Source organism: Cryobacterium sp. TMT2-42-4, from assembly GCF_004402645.1.
Lineage (GTDB): Bacteria > Actinomycetota > Actinomycetes > Actinomycetales > Microbacteriaceae > Cryobacterium > Cryobacterium sandaracinum.
The window spans coordinates 1-22,491 of the sequence record NZ_SOFT01000037.1; the positions used below are offsets into that span (position 1 = coordinate 1).

At 68.7% G+C, this 22,491-nt stretch carries 16 protein-coding genes; 13 read left to right on the forward strand and 3 right to left on the reverse strand.

Features of this window, described 5'->3' with window-relative positions:
• The coding region (locus E3O18_RS12805; RefSeq protein WP_174722120.1) for a transposase at positions 1-286 on the reverse strand (286 nt) is incomplete at its 3' end.
• Positions 287-1,676: 1,390 nt separating this feature from the next.
• On the opposite strand from E3O18_RS12805, the gene E3O18_RS12820 reads away from it, so the two are divergent.
• From E3O18_RS12820 to recR, 3 genes are all read left to right on the forward strand, one after another.
• Complete coding sequence (locus E3O18_RS12820) at positions 1,677-2,087, forward strand: YccF domain-containing protein (RefSeq protein WP_134418243.1); 411 nt, start codon at positions 1,677-1,679, stop codon at positions 2,085-2,087.
• A 184-nt stretch (positions 2,088-2,271) separates the two neighbouring features.
• Positions 2,272-4,971, forward strand: a complete 2,700-nt coding sequence (locus E3O18_RS12825) for a DNA polymerase III subunit gamma and tau (protein WP_174722121.1) — start codon at positions 2,272-2,274, stop codon at positions 4,969-4,971.
• Between the two features lie 3 nt (positions 4,972-4,974).
• Entirely contained in the window at positions 4,975-5,574 is a 600-nt protein-coding gene (gene recR / locus E3O18_RS12830) for a recombination mediator RecR (RefSeq protein WP_104099829.1), read from the forward strand.
• Between the two features lie 81 nt (positions 5,575-5,655).
• On the opposite strand, the gene E3O18_RS12835 is transcribed toward recR, so the two are convergent.
• On the reverse strand, positions 5,656-6,633 hold the full coding sequence (locus E3O18_RS12835; RefSeq protein ID WP_134395693.1) for a DUF5692 family protein: 978 nt from the start codon (positions 6,631-6,633) through the stop codon (positions 5,656-5,658).
• A 51-nt stretch (positions 6,634-6,684) separates the two neighbouring features.
• Entirely contained in the window at positions 6,685-7,305 is a 621-nt protein-coding gene (locus E3O18_RS12840; RefSeq protein WP_134418246.1) for a TetR/AcrR family transcriptional regulator, read from the reverse strand.
• Positions 7,306-7,507: 202 nt separating this feature from the next.
• On the opposite strand from E3O18_RS12840, the gene E3O18_RS12845 reads away from it, so the two are divergent.
• The 10 genes from E3O18_RS12845 (at position 7,508) to E3O18_RS12890 (ending at position 22,401) form a co-directional block, all read left to right on the forward strand.
• A complete protein-coding gene (locus E3O18_RS12845) occupies positions 7,508-8,845 on the forward strand; it encodes an aspartate kinase (protein ID WP_134395690.1) in 1,338 nt (445 codons plus the stop codon).
• A gap of 270 nt (positions 8,846-9,115) precedes the next feature.
• Entirely contained in the window at positions 9,116-10,222 is a 1,107-nt protein-coding gene (locus E3O18_RS12850; protein ID WP_134395688.1) for an aspartate-semialdehyde dehydrogenase, read from the forward strand.
• Between the two features lie 40 nt (positions 10,223-10,262).
• A complete protein-coding gene (locus E3O18_RS12855) occupies positions 10,263-12,785 on the forward strand; it encodes an EAL domain-containing protein (RefSeq protein WP_134395686.1) in 2,523 nt (840 codons plus the stop codon).
• Entirely contained in the window at positions 12,782-13,234 is a 453-nt protein-coding gene (locus E3O18_RS16610; protein WP_134395685.1) for a DUF1801 domain-containing protein, read from the forward strand. The genes E3O18_RS12855 and E3O18_RS16610 overlap by 4 nt, the downstream gene beginning before the upstream one ends.
• A gap of 99 nt (positions 13,235-13,333) precedes the next feature.
• On the forward strand, positions 13,334-14,803 hold the full coding sequence (locus E3O18_RS12865) for a malate:quinone oxidoreductase (protein ID WP_134395684.1): 1,470 nt from the start codon (positions 13,334-13,336) through the stop codon (positions 14,801-14,803).
• 1,057 nt (positions 14,804-15,860) lie between these two features.
• Entirely contained in the window at positions 15,861-17,159 is a 1,299-nt protein-coding gene (locus tag E3O18_RS12870) for an ATP-binding protein (RefSeq protein ID WP_134418247.1), read from the forward strand.
• A complete protein-coding gene (locus E3O18_RS12875) occupies positions 17,156-18,496 on the forward strand; it encodes a hypothetical protein (RefSeq protein ID WP_134395682.1) in 1,341 nt (446 codons plus the stop codon). Before E3O18_RS12870 ends, E3O18_RS12875 begins: the two co-directional genes overlap by 4 nt.
• 92 nt (positions 18,497-18,588) lie before the next feature.
• On the forward strand, positions 18,589-19,218 hold the full coding sequence (locus E3O18_RS12880; protein ID WP_134395681.1) for a thymidine kinase: 630 nt from the start codon (positions 18,589-18,591) through the stop codon (positions 19,216-19,218).
• A gap of 241 nt (positions 19,219-19,459) precedes the next feature.
• Positions 19,460-20,113 (forward strand): response regulator transcription factor, encoded by a 654-nt coding sequence (locus E3O18_RS12885; protein WP_134395680.1) that lies wholly within the window; start codon positions 19,460-19,462, stop codon positions 20,111-20,113.
• Positions 20,110-22,401 carry a hypothetical protein gene (locus tag E3O18_RS12890; RefSeq protein ID WP_134418248.1) on the forward strand — a complete coding sequence of 764 codons (2,292 nt, stop codon included), beginning with the start codon at positions 20,110-20,112 and terminating at the stop codon, positions 22,399-22,401. Before E3O18_RS12885 ends, E3O18_RS12890 begins: the two co-directional genes overlap by 4 nt.
• The last annotated feature ends 90 nt before the right edge of the window (positions 22,402-22,491 follow it).

The window sequence follows — 22,491 nt, forward strand, 5'->3', positions numbered from 1 at the left end:
GGCGGCGGCGCTCCAATAGCGCCGGGAAGAACGACCCGGCGCGCAGCTTCGGGATCTTCAGGTCGAGGTCCCCGGCCGTCGTCGTCAACGTCCGCGGCCGGGTGCCGTTGCGGTGGGTGGTGCGGTCACCGGAGCGCTCGAACGGGGCGGCACGGATGAACGCGGTCGCTTCCGCATCGATCAGTTCTTGATACAGGGTTTCGGTCGCGACGCGGATGCGGTCGGTGACATCGGTGAGTTTGAGTTCTCCCAGCAGGTCGAGCAGGGCAGACTGGTCTAGAGCCATCGTGTGGTGTCCTTTGTGAGTTCTTTGATCGGTACTCACTGACCATCCCACGGTGGCTCTTCACGTTGACGAAGCAACACTCAAGAGCGGGAAACCACACCACTCACNCACGGGGACGTAACCGATCTTCGTCGCCGATGCCTGCCACCTTCACCTGCGCCACCACCGAGTAGCCCACATGCCGCAGCCGGCGCCGCACGATCGTCTCCATGCCGGAGCCCGAGGTGAATTCCAGCTCGCGAATGCCTCCCGCCAGCCGGACCGGCGCCCGTGCGCACAGCTCGCGCACCTGGTCGATCGTGAGGAATCCCTCGTGCACCGCCGACTCGAGGCAGGCGATCGCATGCTCCTCGTCGAGGCAGTGGATGGCCTGCCAGACCGCCTCCATCGGCGAGACCAGCCAGGATCGCTCGGTGGTTCCCGGGAACCGCGGCTGCGCCCAGTGGTAGTGGATTCGCTGCCCGCCCTGATCCCGCACGGGCCGAGTGCCGGTCGCGTGCGCGGGCACCTGCAGGTGCAGCGAACGGTCGATTCCGGCCCAGACGTTGGCCCGGCGCAGGGCGCTGAGGCAGCTGATCCGGCCGTGGGCAACGGCGGCATCGCGCTGGTCGCGGTCGGCGTGGGCGCAGAGGTAGACGCCCCGCGCGGCGCGCACGACGGTTCCGCGCGCAATGGCCATGCGCAGCTGCCGGGGAGTGACGCCGAGCCGGAGCAGTTCGTCGGTCATGGCGGCGTGTCCGAGGGTGCAGATGAGGGTCGCTGTGCTGCGCATTCGTTCAGGATGCCCGCGGGCCCGGCCCTCTCCCGGGGGGAGTGGCGGCCTGGGGAGAAGGTTTTGCCCCGGCTGTCTGTGGGGGAGTGCCGTGTGGGTGCCCGTGGGCGCGTGGCGGGGGGTGCGGGTGCGATTGTCGGCCACCGGCTGTTTTTGTTCTGCGCTGGGCCACGCGAGTGATGCAAAGTCGGAGATTTTCGGCACACGCCGCATCCGTGGGCGCCGTGGGCGGCGTGTTGCGAAATTCTCCGAGTTTAGAGTCGAGCCCGGTCGTGGCGGCGACGGATGCTTTGCTCGCCTGGTCCGCTCTCCTCCCGGCTGTTCTTTGTTCTTTGTTCTTCGCTGGGCCTCGCGGGTGAAGCAAAGTCGGAGATTTTCGGGACACGCCGCATCCGTGGGCGCTGTGGGCGGCGTGTTACGAAAATCTCCGAGTTTAGTGTCGAGCCGGGAGCCGGGAGCCGGGAGCCGGGAGCCGGGAGCCGGGAGCCGGGAGCCGGGAGCCGGGAGCCGGGAGTCGGGAGCCGGGAGGGCAACACGCGGCCGGCGACGGATGTCCGCGCTCGCCACGCCCGATTCCAATTCCGCGACCTCCACCTCCGGCGCGGGTAGTATTTTCGCGTGAGCACACTCCTGAACGTGATCTGGCTTGTGCTGAGCGGGTTCTGGCTGTTCCTGGGCTACCTCGCCGCGGGCATTCTGCTCTGCGTGCTGATCGTTACGATCCCGTGGGGCCTCGCGTCGTTCCGCATCGCCGCCTACACGCTCTGGCCGTTCGGCCGCACCGTCGTGGCCAAACCCACCAGTGGAGCGTTCTCGTTCATCGGCAACGTGATCTGGGTGATCCTCGCGGGCTGGTGGCTGGCGCTGGCGCACATCGTCTCGGGAATCGCGCTCTGCCTCACTATCATCGGAATCCCCCTCGGCATCGCCGACTTCAAGATGGTGGCGGTCTCGCTCGCGCCCCTCGGCAAGCAAATCGTGAGCAATCGCCCCGGCGCGTTCGACCAGGCCGTCGCGCGCCGCGCCTGAGCCCGCCGCGCCTGAGCCTCGCCCGCCTGGCAAACGGATGTCGCCCGCCCCGCTACACACGCCACCACACCTCACCTCACCCCACCCCACCCACACCCACCCCTCACCCCACCCACACCTCACCTCACCCCACCCCACCCCACCCCACACCGCACTGTCAGTGGCTCCGGCTACGATTGACCTCGTGGTTACCGCCCTGTATCGCCGCTACCGGCCCGAGACTTTTGCCGAAATGATCGGTCAGTCTCAGGTGACCGATCCGCTGATGACGGCCCTGCGCACGAACCGGGTGAATCACGCCTATCTGTTCAGCGGGCCCCGAGGTTGCGGCAAGACGACATCCGCCCGCATTCTCGCGCGCTGCCTGAACTGCGCCGACGGTCCCACCGACACACCGTGCGGGGTCTGCCCGAGCTGTGTGGAGCTCTCCCGCGACGGCGGCGGATCCCTCGACGTGGTCGAGATCGACGCGGCCAGCCACAACGGGGTCGACGATGCCCGGGACATCCGTGAGCGCGCAATTTTCGCTCCCGCCCGCGACCGATACAAGATCTTCATCCTGGACGAGGCGCACATGGTCACGCCGCAGGGCTTCAACGCGCTGCTGAAGATCGTCGAAGAGCCGCCCGAGCACGTCAAGTTCATCTTCGCGACAACCGAGCCCGAAAAGGTGATTGGCACCATCCGTTCGCGCACGCATCACTACCCGTTCCGGCTCGTGCCGCCCGGGCCGATGCTCGAATACGTGCAGCAGATGTGCGACACCGAGCAGATGACCGTCGCGCCGGGCGTGCTGCCGCTCGTGGTGCGGGCCGGCGGCGGGTCGCCGCGCGACACCCTGTCGCTGCTCGATCAGCTGATGGCCGGATCCGACGGGCACTCCGTCGAATACGACCGCGCCGTGGCGCTGCTCGGCTACACGAACGCGTCGCTGCTCGACGAGTCAATCGACGCGATCGCCGACCGCGACCCGTCCGCCGCGTTCGACGCCGTCGACCGGGTCGTGCAGACCGGCCAGGACCCGCGCCGCTTCGTCGAAGACCTGCTCGAACGCCTGCGCGACCTCATCATCGTGGGCGCCACGAGTGCCGCCGCCGCTGCCGCCGTGCTGCGCGGCGTGCCGCAGGAGGAACTCGACCGCATGGCCGTGCAAGCCGCGAAGTTCGGCCCCGCCGAGCTCTCCCGCACCGCCGACGTGATCAACGCCGCCCTCACCGAGATGACCGGCGCGACCAGCCCCCGCCTGCACCTCGAACTCATGATCGCCCGCGTGCTCATCCCCGCGAGCGACGATTCCACCCGCGGCGCGCTCGCCCGAGTCGAACGCCTCGAGCGCCGCATCGGGGTCGGTTCCGGTTCGGGTTCCGGGTCTGGGTCTGGTTCTGATCCCGGCGGCAGCCCGGCGACGGATGCCCCAGCCACCAGCCCGGTCGGCTCGCCCCCGCGCGCGGCTGCGGTCTCGGCGACGCATGCCTCCGGCCGGCCCGCGGTCTCCGGCGGTGCGTCTGGTGCTGCAGCTTCTGCCGCCGCGCCTGCTGCCGCTGCGCCCGCGACCCAAGCCGCGGCCCCGCCCCGCCCTGTCGGACCCGTCACCCTGCAGCAGGTAAAGGACTCTTGGCCGCAGATCCTCGAGGCAGTCAAGGCCGCCAAGATCAGCGCCTGGCTCGTGCTCTACACGGCCCGCGCCATGGAACTGCGTGGCGGCGACCTGCTGGTGCTCTCCTTCCCGAGCCAGAACGACGTCGCCGGACTCAAGCAGTCGGCGGCCCCCGGGCAGGGCGTCGGCGACTATCTCAAGCGCGCCGTCAACGAGGTGCTCGGCTTCACGCCCCAGCTCACCGCCCGGGTCGACTCCCCGAGAACGGATGCCCAAGCCACCCCCAACGCATCCGCCCCCGCTCCGGCACCGGTCGCCCCGGTCTCCCCGGGGTCAGGTTTCGGCGTGCAGGACTCCACCGCGCCGAGCCCTGTCGCGCAGGCCGCAACCGTCAGCGGCTCGGCCGCAGCCGGGTCCGGAAGCGGCGACACCGGCTCCAGGACGATACCCAAGTCTGCTGCTGCTACAACAACCGACGAGGCGTCGCCCGCCGACGACGACCCCGATCCGGCTGCTGCCGACGCCGACGCCGACCGGGCTGCTGCTATCGCCGACTCCGATCCGGCTGCCGCCGTGAACGCTGCAGCCGGTTGCGCACCGGCCGGCGTTGGCAAGGTTGACGCCCCAGAAGCGCCTGCGGCATCGACTGCCAGCCCCACGGTGACCAGCCCCACGGTCAGCAGCCCGATGGCTGCCAGCTCGACAGTGCCCGAGTCGCCGGTGACCAGCCGCGCAATCGCCAGCCCGGCGGTCGCCTCGCCCGCGACCGGCTGGGCGACCGCTGCCATCCCGAGTCCCTCGGATGCCGGCACCGGCTGGGCCACGGTAGCCATCCCGGGGTCAGCCCCGACTGCTGAAACCGCTGCACCTGCGTCTGATGCCTTCGCTGGGGCCTCCGCTGCGACCCCCGCGGCGACCCCCGATGACCGCGCGCACGCATCCGCACCGCGGACCGTCCCGCGTTCCACGTCGAGCGCGCCGGCGCCCACGACGCTTCCCGCGTCCGGGCGAGACCCTGAGCCGCAGCCGCCCTACGACGACGAGCCCCCGCCCTACGACGAAGAATTCCCGCCGGACCTGAACCCGAACGGCGCCCAGCCCGGAACCCCGCCGCGCACCCAGGTGCAGGCTCCGAACCGGGCGGGCGGCGCGGCATCCGTTGCCCGTCGCGGGCCCGCCTTTGCGGACAAACAGCGCTACGGCGAGTCGGTGGTGCGCGAAATCCTCGGCGCCACCTTCCTAGAAGAACAGCCGCACGATCCGGCACCCCGAACCAGAGGCGACTAAACCATGTACGAAGGCATCGTTCAGGAACTGATCGACGAGCTCGGCACACTGCCCGGAATCGGGCCCAAGTCCGCGCAGAGGATCGCGTTCCACATCTTGCAGACCGAGCAGTTCGACGTGACCCGGCTCGCCAACGTGCTGCTCGAGGTGCGCGACAAGGTGAAGTTCTGCGACATCTGCGGCAACGTGTCCGAGCAGAAGACCTGCATGATCTGCCGTGATCCGCGCCGCAATCCGGCGATGATCTGCGTGGTGGAAGAGGCCAAGGACGTCGTCGCGATCGAGCGCACCCGCGAATTCAAGGGGCTCTACCACGTGCTCGGCGGGGCGATCAGCCCCATCGACGGCGTCGGACCGGACGACCTGCGCATCCGTCAGCTGATGCAGCGCCTTGCCGACAACACGGTGCAGGAGGTCATCATCGCCACCGACCCGAACCTCGAGGGGGAGGCGACCGCGACCTACCTGTCGCGCCTGCTGACCACCCTCGAGATCAAGGTCTCCCGGCTCGCGTCAGGGCTGCCGGTCGGCGGCGACCTCGAGTACGCCGACGAGGTCACCCTCGGGCGGGCCTTCGAGGGCCGCCGTACCGTCACGAACTAGCCCCCGCGCCGCCTGCCCGCTGCCAGAAGTGGCGGGGCGACGGATGCCGCGTGTCGCGAAATTCTCCGCAGTTACGGCGTTCTATTTCGCGCTGGCGGTCGCCCGCGGGGGCGCGGCCGGAGCAGCAGCCGCCGGCACCAGCGGCTTGTTCGCTTCGAGCACCGTGCGGTACGCGGGCAGGTGCGTGAACAGCTCGTCGGTGAGCGGGTTGCGGCGTCTCTTCACGATCGTGTAGATCTGGTAGACCACCACGGCGATGTTGGCCGCGAGGGCCACGGCGCTCACCCAGAATAGGGCGACCGGGTCGTGCGACGACTTCACTGCGAACTGCGAGCTCGACACGAAGGTCGGGAAGGCCATGGTGAACATCATCCAGAACGCCAGGGTCTGCGCGCGGTGCTGCAGCCAGGCGCCGCGCTTGATGAAGAAGGCGGGGATCGTGCACGACACGAGCAGCGCCGCGCCGGCGTAGAACGAGTGGTCGCCGACCGCGTTGTAGACGTAGGCGAAGTTCCAGAGGTCGTAGGCGATGATCCAGAACCACAGCATGTCCGGCCAAATCATGTCCTTCTTGGGGCCGCGGCTGATGATGATCCCGGCCCAGCCGCAGATCGTGAGCAGGTTCAGCAGCCCGGCGATACCGTTCATGATGTTCCACGGCCCGCCCACCATGAACACTCCGTCGACCATCCCGTTCAGCCCGTAGACCTGGAAGTCGCGAATCACGGCCTCGAAGATGTTGAGCGCCAGAATGAACGCGGGGAACATCAGCGCGTACCGGTTCTTGGCCAGACGCGGAATGAAACGGATGGCCATGAAGCCCAGGCATCCGGCGAGTGCCGAGTAGACCTTGACCCAGTGGAACCAGGTGCCCGTGCTGGACCCGGCGCCCGCGGTGGTGGGCCACACGAAGATCGTCAGCGCCACCGGCAGCGCGATAAACAGTGCCAGCGACGCCCATTTGCTCGACCGTGCGACCTCGTTGGCGATCATCAGCCCCGCGACGACCGCGACCCACATCAGGGTCGACGACCACGGAATGGTGTCGAATAGGAACATATGCAGATACTCCTTTGTACTGGGTGAAAAAGTGGTGCTGCAGGAAAAGTCTTAGGCCGGCGCGTTGTGGTCGAGGTGGAGCGTCTGGCGCACAATCGCCACGAGCACATCGTCCAAGACGGTGGGCTTGGAACGCACGAGCCCGATCAGCCCGAACACCAGCACAGAGAACACCTCGGAGACGTTGTCGATCCGGATCTTGTGCCGCCGCGCGTAGGCCTCGACGGTGGTGACCTGCAGCCGGTCGACGACGGCCTTGACGGCCCGGTCGACGAACTCGTTGTAGAGCCCCGCGTACTCGGTGCGGCCGAGCTCCTCGCGGAAGAGGTCGGTGCGATGCAGGTGGTGACGGAACAGTGCCACGCAGTCGACCAGCGCGCGGTCGATGTCGCCGGGGATGCGGGCGGCGTCCCAGAGGTTGAGGTCGGTCACGAACTCCGCGATGTGGTCCTCGCAGATGAGGTCGATGATCGCGTCTTTGTCCGGGAAGTAGTGGTAGATCAGGCCGCGGGTGACGCCGACCCGGGCGGCGATGTCGGTGATCTTCACGCGGGCCACGCCGCGCTCGGCGACCAGTTCCCGGGCGGCACGCAGAATGTCGTCCCGGCGCTCGTCCGGCTGCTTGCTCTGGCGCACCGGCACCGGCGCTTTCGATGTGAACTCGTCGGGCATCGGAGCCTCCTCGGCAACTGGGTTGAACCGCGTGGCGGGGCGGGATCCGCCTTCTGCCCCGATCCTACGACCGTGATTAACATAGTGTCAATGACGGGGTGTCAATGGTTGCCGCACACCGTCACATGGCCGCTGTCGAATACAACAGCATTTATGATGGGAGCTTGCCTGTGCCCGCGTACCCGAACCCTTGGAGTGCCACGTGAGCTTGATCGTGCAGAAGTTCGGCGGATCATCCGTCGCCGACGCCGAAAGCATCAAACGTGTGGCCAAACGCATCGTCGACACCCGCAAAGCGGGCAACGAGGTCGTCGTCGCCGTCTCCGCGATGGGAGACTCCACCGACGAGTTGCTCGACCTTGCGCATCAGGTCACCCCGATCCCCGCGCCGCGCGAGCTCGACATGCTCCTCACCGCGGGCGAGCGCATCTCGATGGCACTGCTCGCCATGGCGATCAAGAGCATGGGCTACGACGCTCGCTCCTTCACCGGCAGTCAGGCCGGCATGATCACGGATGCCCAACATGGCGCCGCCCGCATCGTCGACGTGACTCCCGGGCGCATCCGCGATGCCCTCGACGATGGTGCCGTGGCGATTGTCGCCGGCTTCCAGGGCTTCAATCGCGACACCAAAGACATCACCACGCTCGGCCGCGGCGGCTCCGACACGACCGCCGTCGCGCTGGCCGCCGCGCTCAACGCCGATATTTGCGAAATCTACACGGATGTCGACGGCGTCTTCACCGCCGACCCGCGCGTCGTTCCGCGCGCGCACAAACTCGACCGCATCTCCAGCGAGGAAATGCTCGAACTCGCCGCCGCGGGGGCGAAGGTCCTCTATATTCGGGCGGTGGAATATGCGCGTCGGCACGGTGTGACGCTGCATGTGCGGTCCTCGTTCAACAACAACGTGGGAACCATCGTCTACAACCCCGATACCACGAGCCCGCATGTCGCGATCCCGAATTCGTCGGCCACCGAGCGCACACATCCCAATAACGCATCCGCGAATGGAGAGATAGTGGAAGAGCCAATCATCGCCGGGGTCGCCGCCGACCTGAGCGAAGCCAAGGTCACGGTCGTCGGCGTTCCCGACATTCCGGGCAAAGCCGCGCAGATCTTCAAAATCGTCGCGAAGACCAACGCGAACGTCGACATGATCGTGCAGAACGTCTCGGCCGCGTCCACGGGACTGACCGACATTTCCTTCACCCTGCCCAAATCGGAGGGCCAGCAGGTGCTGACCGCGCTGAGCAACGAGCAGGCCAACGTCGGGTTCGCCGGTCTGCAGTATGACGACCAGATCGGCAAGCTCGCGCTCGTCGGCGCCGGCATGCGCACCAACACGGGCGTGTCCGCGAAGTTGTTCGAGGCGCTGTTCGAGGCCGGGATCAACATTGAAATGATCTCGACCAGCGAGATCCGAATCTCCGTGGTCACCCGCGCCGACACCATCAACCAGGCGCTGCGGGTCGTGCACACCGCATTCGGCCTGGACTCCACCAACGACGCCGTCGTGCACGGCGGCACCGGCCGCTAGCCGGCGCCCGTCGGCCCAGCCGGGCTCGGCCCCCACCCCGACTCACCCCACCCTGACCCACCCCACCCTGACCCCGTTCAACCGGTTTCCCTGGGGCTAATTCAGGAGAATCAGAGCACACAGGCGCGATCCGGCCGGAATTCGGGCCAAATCGCGAGAATCTCCTGAGTTAGCCACAGGGCAAGGGCAAGGGCAGGGGCGCGAGCAAGGGCACGCGCGAGAGCGAGACCACCAGCACCAGCAGCCACGGCATCCAGCGGAGGAAACACAGTGAACAGCACCGCAGCAAACAGCACCGCAGCAACCAGCACCGCAGCAACCAGCACCACAGGAATCCAGATCGGCGTCGTCGGGGCCACCGGCCAGGTCGGCGCCGTCGTGCGCAGCCTGCTCGAGGAACGGAACTTCCCGGTCGGAGGCATCCGTTTCTTCGCGTCGTCCCGGTCCGCCGGCTCCGTGCTGCACTTCAAGGGCGAGAAGATCGTCGTCGAAGACGCCGCCACCGCCGACCCCAGCGGACTCGACGTGGCCATCTTCTCCGCCGGCGCGACGCTCTCGAAAATTCAGGCTCCCCGGTTCGCGGCGGCCGGCGTCACCGTGATCGACAACTCCTCCGGCTGGCGGATGGACCCCGACGTGCCGCTGGTCGTCAGCGAGGTCAACCCCGAAGCCATCAAGCTCGCCACCAAGGGCATCATCGCGAACCCGAACTGCACCACCATGGCGGCCATGCCCGTGCTGAAGGTGCTGCACGACGAGGCCGGCCTCGAGCGCCTGATCGTCAGTACCTACCAGGCGGTCTCCGGCAGCGGCCTGGCCGGCGCCCGCGAGCTCGCCAGCCAGGTGCGCGCCGCCGCGCTGAGCGACAACCTGCTCCAGCTGGTGCACGACGGGTCCGCTGTGCCCATGCCGGCACCCATCGTCTACGCCCGCCCGATCGCGTTCGACGTGATCCCGCTGGCCGGTTCCATCGTCGACGACGGCGAATTCGAGACCGACGAGGAGAAGAAGCTCCGCAACGAGAGCCGCAAGATCCTCGAGCTGCCCGATCTGCTCGTCTCCGGCACCTGCGTGCGCGTGCCCGTCTTCACCGGCCACGCCCTCTCGATCAACGCCGAGTTCGCCAACCCGTTGACCGTCGCCCGCGCCCTCGAATTGCTCGCCACCGCCCCGGGCGTGGTCGTGACGGATGTCCCCACACCCCTCGAAGCGGCCGGCCAGGACCCGAGCTTCGTCGGCCGCGTGCGTCAGGACCGCGGCGTGCCGAACGGGCGTGGATTGGCCCTGTTCATCACCAGCGACAACCTTCGTAAGGGTGCGGCCCTCAACGCCGTGCAGATTGCGGAACTCGTCGCCGCGGACCTGCTCGCCCGCTGACCTCAGCGTGGTGGTGTATGACCGGCCGCACACTCCGCTAGTGTCAGACCTCGTGGGCGAGATTCGGAACTCCAGAGGCGTTAAACGCCTGGCTTTCCTCGTGTTCGCCAGCGTCGGCCTCGCTCTCATTGCCACGTCATTCGTGCTGCTCCTGAATGACCCCTCAGACAGCTGGCTGATCGCCGGGGTCGGCGTGGTCTGCGCGGCCACCCTCGAACTCACCTGGGTGCGCGTGGGCGCCGTGGCGCACCGCAGCCCGATGATCAGCCTCCCCGTCCTGGCGCTGCCGGCGCTGGCTTCGACCCTCTCCCTGCCGGTCTCGGCCGGGCTGATCGCGCTCGGCGTTCTGCTGGCCATCCTGATCGAGTCCGGGCGGGCATCCGTCGCGCTCTACAGCGCCGGCCTGCAGGGTGCCGGCGCCCTCGTCGCCATCGGCCTGTTCACCTGGTTCGGCGCGGGCGGACTGCCGATTCTGGCGGGCGTGGCCGCGGCATCCGTGGGCTATGTCTTCTTCATCATCGCGACCGAGGCGCTGCGCCAGCGCTTTGTCGCCGGCCCGCTCGGTCGGCGCAGCGGCGGGCGCCCCCTGTCGCCGTTGCGGGTTCTGCTGGTGCTGGTCGGAACCGCCGTGGTCACGGTGACGGCCGCGCACTGGAGCGTCGTGGGGCTGCCGTTCCTGGTGGAGGTCACCAACACGCTCGATGCCGTTATCGTGCTGTTCGCCCTGATGATCGTCGCCTCCGTGGTCAAGGTCTTCACGGTGATGGCGGTCATGCGCCACCGGTTGGCCGGCATGGTCGCCGCCACGAGCGCGCTGGCCGCCGACCCGGGCACCGAGCCCTCCGGGCGGGTCAACCCCACGAGCCCAGCCACCACGGACATCGGCGCCACGAGCGCTACCGCCATCACGAGCGCCGCCGACAACACCTGCCCCGTCATGAGTGCCGCCGCCGCCCCGGACCCCGAGCCCGGCTCCCCGGCGGCCGTCACCGACCTGCTGCGCCGCGTGGTGGCGGATGCGATCGGTGCCGAATCCGTCATCGTGCGCAGCGAGCCCGCTCAGCCCGGCGAGATCAGCATGCTGCTGCCGCTGGCCGGCGCCATCGGGCCGGACCAGTACATCGTGGCCCGGCGCGACGCCATGGACGGCGCCTTCACCGGCAACGACCGCCGCGCCCTCCAGGCCCTGGCCACGACCGCCGAGATGGTCGTGCGGGCCCGCCGCAACATCGCCGGCCTCACCCTGCGCGCCAACACCGATCCGCTCACGAGCCTGCCCAACTACGGCGCGTTCCAGGAGGCCCTGGCGAACATCAACGACCACCGGGACTACTCCGAAGCCCTGGCCGTGCTGTTCATCGACCTCGACGAGTTCAAACGACTGAACGACCGGTTCGGCCACCAGACCGGCGATGAGGTGCTGCGCGAGCTCGGGCGTCGGCTGAGCGCCGTGGTGCGCCCGAATGACGTGGTCGCCCGGGTCGGCGGCGACGAGTTCGTGATCATCCTCACTCACCTGGCGTCGCTGGCCGAGGCGAAGTCCATCGCCGAGCGCATCCTGGTGGTCTCCGGGGAGCCGATGCTCATCGGCCAGACGACCCACAGCCCGATCATCAGCGTGGGCCTGGCCTACTCGGCGCACCGAGAAACCGACGTCAACCAGCTGGTCCAGGATGCCGACCGGTCGATGCTCGCGATCAAGAAATCCCGGCGGCGCGGCGGCCCGTCGAAGGAGAGCAGCCTCAACATCTCGAGCCACCGCTCCTCGCAGATGAACGACATCATCGCCCACGCCATCGACGAGGACCTGCTGGAGTTGGCCTTCCAGCCCATCGTCAGCCTCGTCACCGGGCAGATCTGGGCGTTCGAAGCCCTCGTGCGGTACACCGACCCGGACCTCGGCCCGCTATCGCCACCGTCGATCGTCGAGAAGGCGAAGGGCCTCGGCCGGCTCGACGCGATGACCCGCCAGGTGGCCGTGAAGGCCATGGCCGCCGCCGCGGACTTCCGGCTGGTCGAGCCGCGCGTGGTGTGCATGACCATCAACGTCGAGGCCGGGCAGATCCTGCCCGAGCGTGTGGGCAACTACATCGAGGAGCTCGCCGACCGCTACCCCGGCATCTCGCTCTGCCTCGAGCTCAACGAGCGGTCGATGACCAAGGTCACCCCCGCCATCCGTGCCCAGGCCGACCGCCTGCGCGACCTCGGCATGATGATCGCGCTCGACGACTACGGTTCCCAGGATTCGTCGGTCGACGCCCTGGTGCGGATGCCCATGGACATCCTCAAAATCGACCGCAGCCTGGTCGATGACCTCGACGACATCCGCCAGCGGGAGGTGCTCACCGCCCTGCAGGGTTTCGGTGACAACCTCGAGTACTCGATGATCGTCGAGGGTGTGGAGAACGATGCGATGGCGAACCACCTGAGTGCGCTGGGCATCCGTAGCGCGCAGGGGTTCCACTACGGCGTGCCGGAGAGCTTTGAGAAGACCCTGTCGCGGCTGGAGTTGCACGGCGCCCGTGCGGTCGTGCCGAGGCTCGGCATTACGCTTGCTTCATGAGCACAGAACCGGTTCCGTTCGAGGTGGAGACGATTGTTTTCGACCTCGAACCCGAGCGTCGGGCGGTGATCTACCCGGTGCTCGACGTCGTGCGCGATGCCATGCCCGCGGGGTATCGGCTCGGCATCTACGGCGGCATGCTCGGCTGGGCGGTTCCGCTGGAGCTGTTGCCGAACACCGACAACAAACAGCCGCTCGTCTATGTGAGCCTGGCCGCGCAGAAGCACTACAACTCGCTCTACCTGATGGGCCTCTCCAGCTTTCCCGAGAAGGATGCCGCGTTCCGCTCCCAATGGGACGCCACCGGACGCACGCTGAACATGGGCAACAGCTGCGTGCGGTTCAAGACGCTGGCCGACCTCGATCTCGACCTGATCGTGCGCGAGGTCGCGAGCGTGTCCGTCGACGACTTCATCGCCAACTACGAGCTCGTGAAGAGTCGCGGCTGAGCCGCTTTTGAGCTCGTTGCCGAGCCAACCGTGACCTGATGTGCCTGCGTTCCGGCGGGAGGCATCCGTTGCCACCGATATGGTGGAAGGGTGAATCCAATGGCGAAGATTGATGTCGTTCTTATTGGTGGCGGCATCATGAGCGCCACCCTCGGTACCTTGATCAAGCAGTTGCAGCCCGACTGGAGCATCGAGGTTTACGAGCGATTGGGGGAAGTCGCTCAGGAAAGCTCCAACCCGTGGAACAACGCGGGCACCGGCCATGCGGCTCTGTGCGAGCTGAACTACATGCCCGAATCGAAGGACGGCTCGGTGACCGCGGCCAAGGCCGTGGCGATCAACGAGCAGTTCCAGATCAGCCGCCAGCTGTGGGCGCACCTGGTCGAGACGGGCGTGCTGCCCGAGCCCACCAACTTCATCAACTCCACCCCGCACATGACTTTCGTGCACGGCAAGAGCAGCGTCGAATACCTGCGCAAGCGGTTCGCGGCACTCCAGGGCGAGCCCCTCTTCGCGGGCATGGAATACAGCGAGGATCCGTCCGTGATCGGCACCTGGACCCCGCTCCTCACCCAGAAGCGCCCGAAGAACCAGAAGATCGCTGCGACGCGAATCGTGTCCGGCACCGACGTGGACTTCGGCGCCCTCACCCGCTACCTTTTCGCGAACCTCGCCGCCGAGGGCGTGGGCGTGCACACGAACCAGCAGGTCACCGGTGTGAAACAGCTCACGGATGGCTCGTGGAAGCTCAACCTGCGCCGCCTGGTCGGCAACCACCCGAGCGTCGTCAACGCCCGGTTCGTCTTCGTCGGTGCGGGCGGCGGCGCCCTGGCGCTGCTGCAGCAGAGCGGCATCCCCGAGATCAAGGGCTTCGGCGGGTTCCCGATCAGCGGTCAGTTCCTGCGCACCACGAACCCGAAGCTCGTCGCCCAGCACCACGCGAAGGTCTACGGCAAGGCGGCGAAGGGTGCTCCACCCATGTCGGTGCCGCACCTCGACACCCGCGTCGTCGAGGGAGAGACCTCGCTTCTGTTCGGACCGTACGCCGGCTTCACCCCCAAGTTCCTCAAGTCGAGCAGCTGGCTCGACCTGCCTTTCTCGATCCGGGTGCACAACATCGGGCCGATGCTGGCTGTGGCCGCGCACAACTTTGGCCTGATGAAGTACCTGATCGGCGAGGTGTTCGCCTCAAAGAAGACGAAGCTCAAGGCGCTGCAGGAGTTCATCCCGACCGCGAAGCTCGGCGACTGGGAACTCATCACCGCCGGACAGCGCGTGCAGGTCATGAAGAAGGATCCGGAGCAGGGCGGCGTGCTGCAGTTCGGCACCGAGGTCATCACCTCGGCCGACGGCACCATCGCGGGGCTGCTCGGCGCCTCCCCGGGAGCCTCGACCGCGGCCCCGATCATGGTGGACCTGATCAAGCGCTGCTTCCCCGAGCAGTACCCGGCCTGGGAACCCAAGCTGCGCGAGATGATCCCGAGCCTCGGCACGAAGCTCTCCGACGACCCGGCTGTTGCCGCCGCGTCGCTCGCCGCGACCGCGGCCGTGCTGAATCTGACCGCATAGGAGGTTGTGGGCGGGGGTTGCCCGGGGTGCGGGGGTTGCCCGTGCCCGTGGGCTGCGGGTGCCTGTTCTCCGCCCGTAACTTCGGAGTTTTTCGCAACACGCCGTCCTGGCGGGCGCGTCAACCGGCGTGTCGCGAATTTCTCCGAAGTTAGCTCACACTGCTGCTCCGAACGGATGCCGCGCCGCCGCATCCGTCACGCCCGTCGCCGGCTCGCCCCAGAGCCTCGACACCCGGCCCGTGGTGGGGCTAACTCAGGAGATCCCGCCCAAGTCGCGGCCGAGTGTCGACTACTTCGGCAGTGCTTCGCGCCCGCGGTCGGGCCGCCGGCTGGGATCTCTTGAGTTAGCCACATCCGATGCCGATGCCGATGCCGATGCCGATGCCGGGCCGATGCCGATGCCGGTGACCGTGGTCGCTGCACCCTGCTCCCGATCGAGGAGGGCCGATACCGGTGTGGGGAGGCCCCTGAACCGGTGCCGCGGCATTTTTTGCCGTCGCTGCGGGCCCGTACCCGAGCCGTGCTCTGCATAACTCCTGAAGTTTCTCAGTAGCGGGTCAAAGAGGCTCAAGGCGGGCCGAAATGGACCTATTTTGGCCAAATTGCAGGAGCTATGCGTGTCCGGGGTGGGAAGAGGCGGGTACTGGTGGCCAACTCAGGAGATCCGGGCGGGGACGTAACCGAGTCGCGGCGACTCCGGCACTGATCCGTGCACGCGCCGTGGCCGGCGGCTGGGATCTCCTGAGTTAGCCACACCCGGGCGCGGGGGGATGGCAGGGAAGGCATGGAGGGGCGCGGGGAATGGCAGGGAGGCTAGCGCCGGAGCCGCCGGAGCCGCAGCGTCACCCGTCCGTAGGCGACGGATGCCCCGCCGCCCCGCGCGACCCCAGCCGAACGAATTCGACGGAGATCTTGCACGATGATTGCGCAAAAGGGCCCCGTGGCCACGTTATTGTGCACAATCTCCGTCGAATTCGATCTGGGCGAAGCGGATTACCCGGGGCAGCGCGGAAGCGCCCCCGCGGAATGAGAGAATCAACCGAACAGAGAGGGTTGCCATGACGCTTGGACTCCCGGACCACCTGGTCAAGAGGGCCCTCAGCCATGCCCTCGCGCGGGCCGCACACTGGTTTGCGCTGACCTGCCTGGCCGCCTCCCTCGCCGCCATCATCCTCCTCAGCTTGTCCACAACCGCAGCCACAAGCGAAACCGTCGCCACCACACCCACCGAAACCCTCGCCACCATCGTCGCCCTCCTCCTCATGGCCGCCGTGCTGATCGCCCTCTCCCTGCGCCGCACCGTCGCCCTGACGATCGCCTACCTCGTCGCCGGCACCGTCGCCACCTACCTCTACACGCTTACCGTGCTGGGCATGCCCGACCTGTTCCCGAGCTCGAACGTCTTCCTCGTCACCCTGCCGAAGCTGGCCCTGGTCATGGTCGGCGGCGCCGGAGTCTCCGCCCGCGCCGGCGTGCTCTGGAGCACCACCGCCTTCGTCCTGGCCGAGGCCGTCACGGTGTACGCCGCCGCGCAAACCGAGGTGCCCTACGGCGCGGACGTCTTCACCATCTCGACTTACCTCTTCCTCGTCAGTGTGCTGCTGCTGACGGTCTTCGTGCGCCGCGAGTGGTCCGTTCAGATCGCCCTGCACCGGGCCATGCAGACGGACCAGACCCGCCTGCTGCGCCACGAGCTCGACCTGCGCACCCTCGCCCTGGGTCAGGACACCACCCTCCAGCAGCTCGTCGCCCTCGCCCGCGCGCATCCCGGGCCGCTCAGCGCCAACCTGGCCGGCAGCATCCGTGACACCCTGCAGACCCTGCGCGGCACCGACTGGCTCACCGACGCCGATGCGCTGAGCGTCGGACCGCACGGGGGCACGGATGCCTGGCTAACCAGCGCGGTCTACGCCGCCATCGAGCGCAGTCGCGATCGTGGCCTCGTGGTCGAAGTCACGGGAGACCGCGCCGCCCTCGGTCGCCTGAGCCCGGCCAGCGACCGCGAGCTGGGCCTGGCGGTGCTGCAGTGCCTCGTGAACGTGATCCTGCACTCCGGCATCGTCGCCGCCGAGGTCGTGATCGAGTCCGAGCCGAGCAACATTTCACTGATGGTGATGGATGCCGGGCGCGGCTTCACGGAATCGGAGACCGGTGCCGACCGTCTTGGCCTGCGCCAGGCGGTGCGCCGCCGGATCGAACGGCTGGGTGGCTCGGTGAGTATCCTCACCCGGCCGGGCGCCGGCACCTCGGTGATGCTGAGCGTGCCCGTGGCGATCAAGGAACCCGGCGGGCACGCCGAGCCGACAGAACAGCCCGAACACACAGAGACCCCAGACCCCGAGCGGGTGGCCCAGTGACACCCACGAAGGCAACCTCGTCGTCAGGCAGCGCCGCGGCCGCGGCCGCCGCCGCAGCCGCACAGCAGAACCACACCCCCGTGCCCACGCCTCACACCAAGCCGCACGCCTTCACCCAGCAGCGCCTCGACCCGCTCGGCGCCCTCGCGGTCTGGACGATCGTGCCCGGCATTGCCCTGGTCGTATTCGGCTACGCGGTGGTGACCACGGTGCTGCAGGCAGACGAGATCCGGCATCCGTTCCTGGCCGTGCTCGCCCTCGCCGCCGCCGCAGTGGCGTCCGCCGCGCTCGTGTCGGCCGTACGGCCGTCGCGGTCCCCGGTGCGCCAGACGTCGCTGCTGCTGATCATCAGCCTCGGCCTGGCCGCCCACCTGCTCGACCAGGCCGCCCGCTGGGGCAGCAACTCCCTGGTGCAAGACGACTTCGGCCCGATCACCATCGGCTTCCTGCTCGTGGCCCTCGCCCCCTTCCGCCCCTGGCGTGAACTGGCGCTGGCCGCGGTGCTCGCCTCCGTCGTCGTGGCCGCGGTCACGCTGCCGCAGGAACCGTTCCGCTCGGTGCGGGTGCCGTCGGGCGTCTTCGTGGTCGTCGCGGTCACCCAGGTGCTGGCACTCGGCCTCGCCGCCGCCGCGTATTCCCGCCGCATCGTGCGTCAACTGCTGGCCTGGCAGACGGATGCCCGCCGCGCCATCGCCCGTCGCACCGAAGAATCCCGCGGCAGCGTGGTGCGCCAGGTGGTCGAGCAGCAGCTCGCCTCCCTGCAACCCGGTGTCTTCCCCCTCTTCGACGGCGTGCTCGAACGCGGCGAGGTGACCAAGGCCGACATCAATCGCGCGAACGAGCTCGCCGCCGGGGTTCGCCGGGCGATCGTGGCGCACATCGACGAGACCTGGCTCGACGCCGTCATCGCCCGCGAACGCACGGCGCTCCTCGAGCGCGGCAAGGATCCGCTGCTTGTCGTGGCCGACCCCGAGCACCGGGCGGCGCACTTCGGCACGCAGCAGCGTGCGGCCACCTCGGCCCTGATCAGCATGCTCTGCCTGGCCCCCGGCTTCGACCCGCGCAGCCTCGTGGTGCAGGCCGACACCGAGCCCGACTCCGAGCCCGACACCCAGGTCGACCCGCCGAGCGACCGCCAGCAGTGGCACTCCGGCATCGACACGTTCTCGATCCGAGTGGCGCTCGACCTCCCGCCGCGCCGGGTGCGCGCCCTGCTGCGCTCTTACACGGCGGTGCTGCGGGTGGTGTTCCCGTGGGTGCGGGTGAGCATCCGTCGCCCCGGCCTGACGCTGGAATTCGGCGACAAGCGCCCCCGCCCAGTTCCACCAGTACGCTGAGCTAGGCGCACGCAGCGCCACGACACGCAGCGCGGCCTGACGCAGCGCAGCAGAGCGGCACGAGCGCGACCAGCCGAGGGGGCGACCACGCAATGGCGAAACTGTATTTCCGCTACGGAGCCATGAACAGCGGCAAGAGCACCTCGATGCTCCAGGCCGCCTACAACTATGAGGAACGCGGCCACCAGGTGCTGTTGGCCAAACCGTCGGTCGACACCAAGGGCGACCGGGGCATCCTCTCCCGGCTCGGCGTCACCCGGGCCGTGGACTACCTACTCACCCCCGAGACGGATGCCTACGCCCTCTTCAACGAGCACCGCGCCCGGGTGCTCGCCGAGACCGGCCTCGACGTGAGCTCCCTGCTGGTGGACGAGGCGCAGTTCCTCACCGAGCAGCAGGTTGACGATCTGCTGCGCATCGCGATCCTCGAGAACATACCGGTGCTGGCCTACGGCATCCGCACCGATTTTCAGACGGTGGCCTTTCCCGGCAGTCGGCGCCTGCTCGAGGTGGCGCACAGCCTCGAGGAGCTGAAGACGATCTGCCGGTGCGGGCGCAAGGCGGTGTTCAACGGGCGCCAGATCGACGGGGTTTTCGTCTTCGACGGCGACCAGGTGGCCATCGACGGCGCCGAGGTGACCTACGAGTCGCTCTGCGGCTCGTGCTACCTCGAGGAAAGCAATGGTGTGCTGAACAACCGCAGCCGGCCCGCACCCGCATGAACACCCGCGCCCACAGCACCAGCAGCGAAAACGGTGAGAAGGGGCGCTCAAACGACTTCGGGATCGTGAGCGCCCCGCCAACCCCCCGGTTGGTTTTCCCCATGTGTCAACGTATGGTCCGCTGCCAGGCCTGACCAGCCGTTACTTCTTGTGGCACCACAACGGGGGCCACTGCCCTGAATTTGTCAGACCCTGCCCGAGACCCCGGCAGGCACCATCTCCGAAACTGCAAGGATCCCCGATGTCCCGCTTTCGAGTAGCCCTGATCGATGACCACGAGATCGTGGCCCACGGCTTCGCCGGCCTCTTCGCCACCATCCCCGAGATCGAGGTGGTGGCCACGGTCACGACGGTGTCCGAGCTGCTCGAGTCTGCCGTGCAGCAGACGCCCGTCGACCTGGTCATCCTGGATCTGCGGCTCTCCGACGGGTCCACCGTCACCGGCAACGTCGACCGGCTGCGCGGCGCGGGCGCGGCCGTGCTCGCGTTCACCGGCGGCGACGACGCCGCCCTGATGCGGGCCGCCGCGCGCAGCGGCGTGCTCGGTGTGGTGCGCAAGAGCGAGCCCACCGCGGTGCTGCTCGACGCCGTCACCCGGGCGGCGGCGGGGGAGACCGTGGTCTCCACCGAGTGGGCTGCCGCCCTCGACGGCGACCCGGACCTCTCCGACGCGGGTCTGAGCGGGCGCGAGTGCGAGGTGCTCTCGCTCTACGCGGCGGGCGCGAAGGCCCCGCTGGTGGCCTCGCGGATGGGCCTGAGCGAGGCCACGGTGATCGACTACATCCGTCGCGTGCGCACGAAGTATGAGCGGGTCGGCCGCCCGGCGAACACCAAGATCGACCTGTACAAGCGGGCCCTGGAAGACGGCCTCCTGCCCATCCCCGGCCAGCCGTGAGCAAGGCGCGGCAGCCGCCCCGGCCGCAGGGCTCAACCGAGCGCCTCGCCCGCCTGCTCTACGCCGCGCTCGGGCCCACCGCCCTCGTCTTCGGGCTGCTCTGCCTGGGCGCCGTGCTCGAGCAGGCCTGGCAGCCGCGACCCGCCTGGTCGATGGCGATGTGGCAGCTGATCTTCGGTTTGCCGGTGCTGCTCGCTCTGCTCTCGGTGCGCGCGCCGCTGCGCGTGCTGCGCCCGATCGCGCTCGCCGAGGGGGCGCTCTTCGTGCTGCTGCTGGTGTTCTGGCTGACCGTGCGGGCGGAGCCGCTGCCGGCGGGCGCGGACATCCCCTGGGCGATCACCCTCACCGGTGTGCCCGTGATGGCTGTGGCGGTGGCCACCCGCGACCGCACGGCCTGGGCCTACCTGGTGCTGGTCTGCACGATGAGCGGGCTGCTGCGTGCGGCCACCTCGACTGACCCGTACCCGGTGCTGGTCGGTGTGGAAGACGGCCTTTACTCGTTCCTGCTGCTGAGCATGCTCGTGGGACTGACCACCATGACGCGCCGCAGCGCCGGCAAGGTCGACCAGGCGGCCACGATCGCCCGCGTGCAACTCGTCGGCCGCGCCGACCGCCTCGCCCGCAAACGCGAGCGGCTCACCATCGACGCGCTGGTGCACGACAGCGTCATCTCGACCCTGCTGATGGCCGGACGCGGCGGCACCCCGGTGCCGGTGCTGAGCCGGCACGCGGCCGACACCCTGGTGCGGCTCGACGCCCTGCGCGCCCCGCTACCCGACCCGAGCATGCCCGGCCCCCAGGTGACCCGGCGCCTCGAGCAGCTGGCCGCCGAGCTGGCACCGGATGCCCAGATCACCTCCAACCTGCCCGGCACCCTCACGGTGCCCGCCCTCGCAGTGACCGCCCTGCTCGGCGCCGTCGGCGAGGCCCTCCGCAACTCGGTCGCCGCCGACGTGCAGGAGCCCGTGTGGAGCCCGGTGGCCCGCACCCTCACCGTGGCCAGCTACCAGGGCGGCATCCGGGTGGCCGTGCACGACAACGGCGTCGGCTTCGACCCCGCTCGGGTGCCCGCCGAGCGCCTGGGCATCGCGCAGAGCATCATCGGCCGCATGGAGCGCCTCTCCGGCGGTGCCGCCGCCGTGCGCTCCCGCCCCGGCGCCGGCACCGAGGTGGTGGTCTCCTGGACGCCCGCCCCTGCAGCCCCCGCGCCGCCGGTCCCGTCCCTCTCGACCGCACCTCCTAACTCGCCGCGACCCGCCACGCAACTGAAGGGTGTGACCCGGTTGCCGAGGGCCCTGTCCACGTCCATCCTCGTGGCATTCATCGCCGTGCACGCCGTTCTCGCCTTCGCCGACGGTGAACCTCTGTGGGGGCTGCCCTACGAGATCCTCGGGTTCGTGGTGGTGTCTGCGGCGGCCGCCTGGCTCACCCTCGTCGTGCCTGACCCGGTGTCGCCTCGCAACGCCATCATGGTGCTCGCGCTGTGCGGGCTGTCCGCCGTGGCCACGGCATTCCCGGTGCCGCCGGTCGGGTCGACCCCGTTCGCCCACTGGTACCTCGGCGCCATCACCATGATGTTGGTCGTGCTGGCGGTGCGCGGTCGGCCCGGATTCGCATGGTACGGCTACGGCATGATCATGGCCATCTCGATCGTCTGGGCGCTGCTCAACGGGCTGACGCTGCTCGACGGGGTGAATCTGGCCATCCGTCACGCCGGCACCCTGCTCGCCGGCACCCTGTTCGCCGTGGGTCTGAAGCGTTCCACCCAGACTCTGGCCGGGCTCAACCGGGAGCGGGCCCGCAGCGGCGCAGCGGCGGCCACGGCGGCGGCGGCCCTCGAGGAGCGCGAGACCCAGCTGACCCGGGTGAACACGCTGGCCCGCCCCACCCTCGAGCGCCTCGCAAATTTGCTGCAAGGCGCCGCCCTGCAGAGCAACCCCCTGCAGATTGAACCGACCCTGCGGGCGGAAAGCCTGCTCGTAGAGGCCACCCTGCGCGACGCCATCCGGGGGCGCTCGCTCTTCGTCGAGCCGGTGATCTCCGCCGCCCGCGCTGCCCGCATCCGGGGCGTCGACGTGACCCTGCTCGACGACAGCGCCGACCGGCCGCCCCGGCAGCTGGCTGCCGCGGCCGCCATCGTCGCTGACCAGCTCGACTCCCTCACCCACGGTCACCTGATCGCCCGATTACTGCCCGCCGACCGCCCCACGATCGCCTCGATCGTGGTCGACGCCGGCGAGCCACGGATGCTCACGGTCACCCCCGACGGCCTCCTCCAGCCAATCTGACCCGGTGGTCGAGCCTGTTGAGACCACTCCCACAAAAACCCGAGAGAACTTCACACCCCCCATGGGGGGTGTCCAGATACTCCCATGTGC

Bases quoted from the DNA above. Each gene is read 5' to 3' on its own strand.
- recR (WP_104099829.1), top strand. From the start codon at position 4,975: ATGTACGAAGGCATCGTTCAGGAACTGATCGACGAGCTCGGCACACTG.
- E3O18_RS12835 (WP_134395693.1), bottom strand. From the start codon at position 6,633: ATGTTCCTATTCGACACCATTCCGTGGTCGTCGACCCTGATGTGGGTC.
- E3O18_RS12840 (WP_134418246.1), bottom strand. From the start codon at position 7,305: ATGCCCGACGAGTTCACATCGAAAGCGCCGGTGCCGGTGCGCCAGAGC.
- E3O18_RS16610 (WP_134395685.1), top strand. From the start codon at position 12,782: ATGAGCACAGAACCGGTTCCGTTCGAGGTGGAGACGATTGTTTTCGAC.
- E3O18_RS12865 (WP_134395684.1), top strand. From the start codon at position 13,334: ATGGCGAAGATTGATGTCGTTCTTATTGGTGGCGGCATCATGAGCGCC.
- E3O18_RS12870 (WP_134418247.1), top strand. From the start codon at position 15,861: ATGACGCTTGGACTCCCGGACCACCTGGTCAAGAGGGCCCTCAGCCAT.
- E3O18_RS12880 (WP_134395681.1), top strand. From the start codon at position 18,589: ATGGCGAAACTGTATTTCCGCTACGGAGCCATGAACAGCGGCAAGAGC.
- E3O18_RS12885 (WP_134395680.1), top strand. From the start codon at position 19,460: ATGTCCCGCTTTCGAGTAGCCCTGATCGATGACCACGAGATCGTGGCC.